This window comes from Polaromonas sp. P3_C2 (assembly GCF_056402675.1).
The window spans coordinates 1-6,809 of the sequence record NZ_JBFUGX010000192.1; the positions used below are offsets into that span (position 1 = coordinate 1).

At 64.5% G+C, this 6,809-nt stretch carries 7 protein-coding genes; 3 read left to right on the forward strand and 4 right to left on the reverse strand.

Annotated features, from left to right (window positions below):
- Positions 1–15: 15 nt before the first annotated feature.
- From bioD to panD, 3 genes are all read right to left on the reverse strand, one after another.
- Positions 16–708 (reverse strand): dethiobiotin synthase, encoded by a 693-nt coding sequence (bioD, locus tag AC1DWI_RS10065; protein WP_477669794.1) that lies wholly within the window; start codon positions 706–708, stop codon positions 16–18.
- Positions 701–2,035: an adenosylmethionine--8-amino-7-oxononanoate transaminase gene (gene bioA, locus AC1DWI_RS10070; protein WP_477669793.1), complete on the reverse strand. Its 1,335-nt coding sequence runs from the start codon at positions 2,033–2,035 to the stop codon at positions 701–703. The genes bioD and bioA overlap by 8 nt, the downstream gene beginning before the upstream one ends.
- Before the next feature lie 80 nt (positions 2,036–2,115).
- Complete coding sequence (gene panD, locus AC1DWI_RS10075) at positions 2,116–2,496, reverse strand: aspartate 1-decarboxylase (protein WP_477648477.1); 381 nt, start codon at positions 2,494–2,496, stop codon at positions 2,116–2,118.
- A 160-nt stretch (positions 2,497–2,656) separates the two neighbouring features.
- On the opposite strand from panD, the gene nadC reads away from it, so the two are divergent.
- The 3 genes from nadC (at position 2,657) to pabB (ending at position 6,473) form a co-directional block, all read left to right on the forward strand.
- Positions 2,657–3,535, forward strand: coding sequence for a carboxylating nicotinate-nucleotide diphosphorylase (gene nadC, locus AC1DWI_RS10080; protein ID WP_477724769.1), 879 nt, complete (start codon positions 2,657–2,659; stop codon positions 3,533–3,535).
- Positions 3,532–4,647: a quinolinate synthase NadA gene (gene nadA / locus AC1DWI_RS10085; protein ID WP_477669791.1), complete on the forward strand. Its 1,116-nt coding sequence runs from the start codon at positions 3,532–3,534 to the stop codon at positions 4,645–4,647. The genes nadC and nadA overlap by 4 nt, the downstream gene beginning before the upstream one ends.
- 74 nt (positions 4,648–4,721) lie before the next feature.
- On the forward strand, positions 4,722–6,473 hold the full coding sequence (gene pabB / locus AC1DWI_RS10090; protein ID WP_477669790.1) for an aminodeoxychorismate synthase component I: 1,752 nt from the start codon (positions 4,722–4,724) through the stop codon (positions 6,471–6,473).
- A gap of 20 nt (positions 6,474–6,493) precedes the next feature.
- Here pabB and AC1DWI_RS10095 read toward each other — a convergent pair.
- Positions 6,494–6,809 (reverse strand): 5-carboxymethyl-2-hydroxymuconate Delta-isomerase (locus tag AC1DWI_RS10095; protein ID WP_477724770.1); only part of this gene is annotated, 316 nt, incomplete at its 5' end.

The following is a 6,809-nucleotide window of genomic DNA, read 5'->3' on the forward strand; positions in this document are numbered from 1 at the left end:
AGGTGGTAGTGATGTTTATTGCCATTCGTCGGGAAGGTTGATGGCGACTGTGCGCGCGTCTATGCCGGGCTGCCAGCCGATGGTGGCCAGCAGGGGCGCCTGCAATTGCCGCTGTAAAAAAGCAATGTTGTCATCCTGCGCCAGCATGGCGGGATCAATGTGGTTGGCCACCCAGCCGGCCAGCGTAAGGCAGCGTGCGCGTATGGCATCCGCAGTGAGCAGTGCGTGGTTCAGGCATCCCAGCCGCAATCCCACCACCAGCACCACGGGCAGGCCCAGTGCTTCGGCCAGGTCTGCACCGGTTTCGGTCGGCGAGAGCGGCACATGAAAACCTCCCGCACCCTCCACCACCACGGCGTCGGCCAATTGTGCGAGCCGGCGGTGGCAGCCCGCCAGGTGGGCAATGTCAATGTGTGCACCGACGCGCGCCGCGGCGATGTGCGGTGACATCGGGTCGGCCAGCAGAACCGGGTTGTCGAGTTCGGGCGGTACGCGGCAGGTGGAGGCGGCGCGCAGGGCCAGCACGTCTTCATTGGCGTCGACACCGTCAATCTGCATCGTACCTGCCGCCACGGGTTTCATGCCCACCACACGCAGATGCCGGCGGGCCAGCGCATGCAACAGTGCAGTGCTGGCCAGCGTTTTGCCTACGCCGGTGTCGGTGCCGGTCACAAACATCGAAACCGTCCTGTGCGCCGCTTCAGCCATGGGCACCCTCTTCTTCGGCGAGGGTCGCATCAAGCGCTGCCAGGGCGCCGCGCGCCAGGTGATCCATCGCCTCTTCGTCCATCACATACGGAGGCATGGCGTAGACCGTGTGGCCGATTGGGCGCAGCAAGACACCGTTGGCCATGGCGTGCTGCGTGTAGCGGCGTGCGAAGTGGGGCGCCGTCGTGGGCTCGATGTCCCAAGCCCAGATCATGCCCAGCCTGCGCGCGTTCCGTACAGCAGAGTGCTGAGTCAGCGGTGTGAAGGCCAGGTCCAGGGTGTTGGCCAGGACTGCGTTGTCTGCCAGTACATCGGTTTGCCCGAACAGCTCCAGCGTGGCCAGCGCGGCGCGGCAGGCCAGCGGGTTGCCGGTGTAGGAATGCGAATGCAAAAAGCCGCGCGCCACGTCGTCGTCGTAAAACGCTTCGTAGACGGTATCGGTGGTCAGCACGGCCGACAGTGGTAGCGTGCCGCCCGTGAGGCCTTTCGATAGACAGATGAAGTCAGGCCGTATGCCTGCGTGCTGATGCGCGAACATGGTGCCGGTGCGGCCAAATCCGGTGGCAATTTCATCGGCAATCAAATGCACTTCATAGCGGTCGCACAGTGCGCGCGCTTCGCGCAGGTAGGCGGCATCGTGCATGGCCATGCCGGCCGCGCATTGCACCATGGGCTCCAGGATGAGCGCGGCGGTTTGCGCATGATGCTGCTCCAGCCAGCTTTGCAGGTCTGCGGCTGCGTGACGTGCTACGTCTGCAGCGCTTTCACTGGGCTGCGCGCCGCGTGCGTCGGGGCTGGGCACGGTGGCTGCCAGCCGCACCAGCGGCGCATAGGCTTCACGAAAAATGGCAATGTCCGTCACGGCCAGTGCGCCCACGGTTTCGCCGTGGTAACCGCCTGCCAGCCCGATGAAGCGGCACTTTTCAGGCTTTCCGGTGTTGCGCCAGTAATGCGCACTCATCTTCAGCGCGATCTCTGTGGCGCTGGCGCCGTCGCTGCCGTAAAAAGCATGGCCCAGCCCGGTCAATGCGCCCAGCCGCTCAGACAGCTCCACCACCGGCTGGTGCGTGAAACCGGCCAGCATGACGTGATCAAGCCGGTCCAGCTGGTCGCGCAGCGCCGCCTTGATGTGCGGATGGCCGTGGCCGAACAGGTTGACCCACCAGGAACTGATGCCGTCCAGGTAGCGCCGGCCTTCAAAGTCGTACAGCCAGACCCCTTCGGCCCTGGCGATGGGTACCGGGGGATGCGACTCGTGCAGCTTCATCTGCGTGCAGGGGTGCCACACATGGCGCAGGCTGCGCTGGATCATTGAGAGGTTGTCCATGAAGACCCGTGGTGAGGAGGAAAGGGCGAAAGCTCAGGCGTGCGCTGCAAGCCGGTGCTAAAGCGCGAGTCGGGTGCGGGTCAGGGCTTCTGGACCGGAATGGTCGAGCGCTCCTCCTTGATGCGGTTGTCCGGATTGACGAACACCAGCTTGGGGCTGAAGCCCGCGACATGCTCTTCATGCACCTGCGCAAACGCCGCAATGATGACCAGGTCGCCCACGGCAGCCCGCCGCGCGGCGGAACCATTGACCGAGATGATGCGGCTGCCGCGCTCAGCGCGGATGGCGTAGGTGATAAAGCGTTCACCGTTGTTGATGTTCCAGATGTGCACCTGTTCGTTCTCGGCGATGTTGGCGGCATCCAGCAGGTCTTCGTCGATGGCGCAGGAGCCTTCGTAGTTGAGTTCGCAGTGGGTCACCGCAGCGCGGTGAATCTTGGACTTGAGCAGTGTTCTGAACATGGTGTGTGGAGGGTGTACTCAGGCAAAAGGAAAACGCCGGGGTGGGCGAAAGGGGGCCGGCGGCGGGCAGCGGCAGGGGCGCTGTAACATTCGCGGCAGTTTTGAGGTCTACTCAATAGTTTAGTGCAGGGTACTGCGCGGTTTCTTTCTTAGATTACTTATGAAAAAGTCATTTGATTTCACGACTGAAGCGCTGGGCGCCTTGGCCCGGGCGGATGCGGCACGCGCGCTGGCCGAGGACATCGGCAGCGGCGACCTGACCGCAGCGCTGATTGACCCGACCCGCCAGGCACGGGCGCAGGTGGTGGCACGTGAAAGCGCAGTGGTGTGTGGCAGCGCCTGGGTCGAAGCCACGATGCGGCAGCTGGACCCGGAGGCCCAACTGGTATGGCATGTGCTGGATGGCGAGCGCTGCGAAGCCGGCCAGGTGGTGTTTGAGGTGCGCGGGCTGGCCCGTGCCCTGCTGTCGGCTGAACGCACAGCCCTCAATTTTTTACAGCTGTTAAGCGCCGTTGCGAGTAAAACGGCTGTTTATGTTGACATCGTGAAAGGCACGCGGGCCGCTATCGTGGACACGCGCAAAACTCTTCCCGGCCTGCGGCTGGCGCAGAAGTACGCGGTTGCCGCGGGCGGCGGAACCAACCACCGGGTGGGTTTGTACGACGCCGTGCTCATCAAGGAAAACCACATCGCGGCCGCGGGCGGCATTGCGCAGGTGCTGGCACGCGCCGCTGATGTCGCCGCGCAGGCCGATTTTGTGGAGATTGAGGTCGAGAACCTGGACGAGCTGGCGCAGGCGCTGAATGCCGGTGCGCGCATGGTGCTGCTCGACAACATGAGCCTGCCCGACCTGAAAGAAGCCGTGCGCATCAACAACGGGCGAGCGATTCTGGAAATTTCGGGCGGTGTCACCCTGGAGGGCCTGCGCRCCCTGGCCGAAACCGGYGTRGACCGGATTTCCATCGGCACSCTGACCAAGGAYGTSCGKGCRATTGATTTTTCCATGCGCTTTGACGCCGAGAGCACGGTGGCGGCATGAGCGTGGTTTTGCCCGTCATCCGTGTGGACTACGAGCAGCCCGAGGGCGCGGCTTGCAGCACGCACCAGGCTTGGGCCCGTGTGCCGGCCGAGCCCACGCAGGCCGAGCGCACCGTGCTGAAGGCCCGCATCCGCGAACTGCTCAAGGCCCGCAACGCCGTCATGGTATCGCACTACTACGTACACCCCGACCTGCAGGACCTGGCCGAAGAAACCGGCGGCCTGGTGTCGGACTCGCTGGAGATGGCGCGCTTTGGTCGTGACCATGCGGCACAGACGCTGGTGGTGTCGGGTGTGCGCTTTATGGGCGAGACGGCGAAAATACTTTCACCTGAAAAACGCGTGCTGATGCCTGACCCCGACGCGACCTGTTCGCTTGATTTGGGCTGCCCGGTGGATGAATTCAGCGCGTTTTGCGATGCCCACCCGGACCGCGCGGTGGTGGTGTATGCCAACACCAGTGCCGCTGTGAAGGCGCGGGCAGACTGGGTGGTGACATCCAGCTGCGCGCTCGACATCGTGCGTGCGCTCAAAGACCAGGGCCAAAAAATCCTCTGGGCGCCCGACCGGCACTTGGGCAGCTACATCCAGCGCGAAACCGGTGCCGACATGGTGTTCTGGAATGGCGCCTGCATCGTRCACGACGAATTCAAGGCCTTTGAACTGCAGGCCCTGAAAAAAGAGCACCCCGGCGCAAAAGTGCTGGTGCACCCCGAGTCCCCTGCGGATGTGGTGGCGCTGGCCGATGCGGTGGGCTCAACTTCGGGAATTTTGAAGGCGGCGCGTGAGATGGACGCGCGCGAATTCATTGTGGCGACCGACAACGGCATGCTGCACAAGCTGCGCACGCTCAACCCCGGTAAAGTGTTTATTGAAGCGCCGACCGCCGGCAACAGCGCCACCTGCAAAAGCTGCGCGCACTGCCCGTGGATGGCCATGAATGGCCTGGCCGGTTTGGCTCATGTGCTGGAAACCGGTGCGCATGAGGTGAAGATTGACCCCGCGCTGGGATTGCGTGCCCGGCTGCCGATTGACCGCATGCTGGCTTTCACCGCCGCCCTGAAAAACGGCCGGCCCACCGCAGGCCTGGTGCCGCATATCGGTGCGGCCTGACGCCGGGTTCCGGCACCTAGATGCTACTGTTTTGATAGCTGCTTGCGCCCGCCAGGTATGCGTTAGAGGCCTGAATGACCCCTATTACCGCATGCATTGATTTTTCAGACCCGCATGACAATACAGCCCCGCGCCTGCGCCGTGCCTTTGGTGCGCCGCGTGCGGTACTGGTGGCGCGCACGCTCGATGAGGTACGGCCGGTGCTGGATGCCGTGCAGGCCGCTGCCGCGCAGGGCGCCTGGTGTGTGGGTTACCTGCGTTATGAAGCCGCACCGGCTTTTGACGCTGCGCTGGCCGCGCACGATGCGGACGGGCCGCTAGCCTGGTTTGCGGTATATGACGAAGCCTTGCCATGGCCACAGACCGTGCCAGGCGCCGATGTGCAGGTGCAATGGCAACCGGGGCTGGATCGCCCGGCTTTTGACGAGGCGCTCGACACATTGCAACGGGCGATTGCCAACGGCGCGTACTACCAGGTTAACTTCACGGCCCAGATGACTGGCCGGCTGCCGGCAGGCCAGAATGCCGCGCCGGCCCATGCCTTGTTTGGCGCCCTGCAGCGCGCGCAGCCCGGCGGTTATGCGGCCTTCCTGGATACGGGTGATGAGCAGATCTTGTCGGTGTCGCCCGAGTTGTTTTTTGACTGGCGCGACGGCCAGCTTTTGACACGGCCGATGAAAGGCACGGCGCCGCGCGGCACGACCCCCGAGAGTGACGCCGCCCAGGCCGAGACGCTGCGAACGTCAGTCAAGGAGCGTGCCGAAAACGTGATGATCGTGGACCTGCTTCGCAATGACCTGTCGCGCATCGCCGAGCCTTTCAGCGTGCGCGTGCCGCGCCTGTTTCACATCGAGGCGCTGCCTGCGGTATGGCAGATGACCTCCGACGTTGAGGCGCGCACGCGGCCCGGCTGTAGCCTGGCCGAGGTGTTTGCCGCGCTGTTTCCCTGCGGTTCGATCACCGGCGCACCCAAGGTGCACGCCATGCAGGCTATTCGTGAACTGGAAGCCGGGCCGCGCGGCGTGTATTGCGGGGCCATCGGCGTGGTGCAACCCGGCGGCGCGGCGACTTTCAATGTGCCGATCCGCACCGTCAGCCTGCGCGGCGCCCAGGCCTGCTGCGGTATCGGCAGCGGCATCACCTCGGGCTCCGTGGCTGAAGGAGAATGGCAGGAGTGGCACCACAAGCAGGCCTTTCTGGAGCGAGCCAGCATGCCCTTCGAGATTCTGGAAACCCTGGCGCTGGACGCCGGCCAGCTGCGCCACAGGGATGTGCACCTGGCGCGCATGGCCGCTTCTGCTGCCCACTTTGGCCACCGATGGGATGCGACGCAAGCCCATGCGTGCCTGCAGGCCTTGGCCGAGGCGCACCCGCAGGGCCTCTGGCGCGTGCGGCTACTGCTCGGTGCCAGTGGAAATTTCACTGGCCAGGCTTATGCCATGGAGCCGTCGCCGCCCCAGGTGCGCCTGCAACTGGCCCGCCGCCCGCTGGAGGTGGCTCACGGCGAATTTGTGCGCTTTAAAACAACACGCCGCGCGCATTACGACGCCTTCACGCCCACAGCACCTGACGTGTTTGACAGCGTGCTTTGGAATGCTGAGGGCGAGATCACCGAATGCACACGCGGCAACATCGCGATGCGGGTGGCGGGCCGCTGGGTCACGCCGCCGCTGGCCTGCGGGCTGCTGCCGGGCGTGGGGCGCGCGCTGGCCTTGCAGGAAGGCCGACTCAGCGAAGCTGTCGTGCGGGTCGACGCCTTGGCAACGGTGGAGGCCTGGGCTTTTGTGAACAGCCTCAGGGGCTGGATAGGCGCGACCCTTGTCTGAGCCCGGCTCGTATAAAACCGTTAAAGCTTTTCCTTGACGTAGGAAGCGCGGTCCATGTCCACCATCTCCACGCTCAGCTGCACCATCACGCCCGCTGGCCGCGGGGTCAGGCGGCGCAGCACGTCAGCGATGCGCGCGCCCAGGTCCTTCTTGGCTTCCGGCGTGCGGCCCGACAGCAATCGTAGCTGGGCATGAACAAAAGCGCGTGAGGCCGGTGCCGTGCCGATTTCAAAATCGTCCAGCGCGACCAGCCGGGTCTTCAGGTCGGATTCATCCTGTATTTCAGGGCTGCCGGCGACGGCCTGGTTCAGCGCCTGAAGCGCTTCGGCCCTGGGA

Excerpts from the sequence above, each read along its gene's own strand:
- bioD (WP_477669794.1), bottom strand. The coding sequence starts at position 708 with ATGGCTGAAGCGGCGCACAGGACGGTTTCGATGTTTGTGACCGGCACC.
- bioA (WP_477669793.1), bottom strand. The coding sequence starts at position 2,035 with ATGGACAACCTCTCAATGATCCAGCGCAGCCTGCGCCATGTGTGGCAC.
- pabB (WP_477669790.1), top strand. The coding sequence starts at position 4,722 with ATGACCCCTATTACCGCATGCATTGATTTTTCAGACCCGCATGACAAT.
- panD (WP_477648477.1), bottom strand. The coding sequence starts at position 2,496 with ATGTTCAGAACACTGCTCAAGTCCAAGATTCACCGCGCTGCGGTGACC.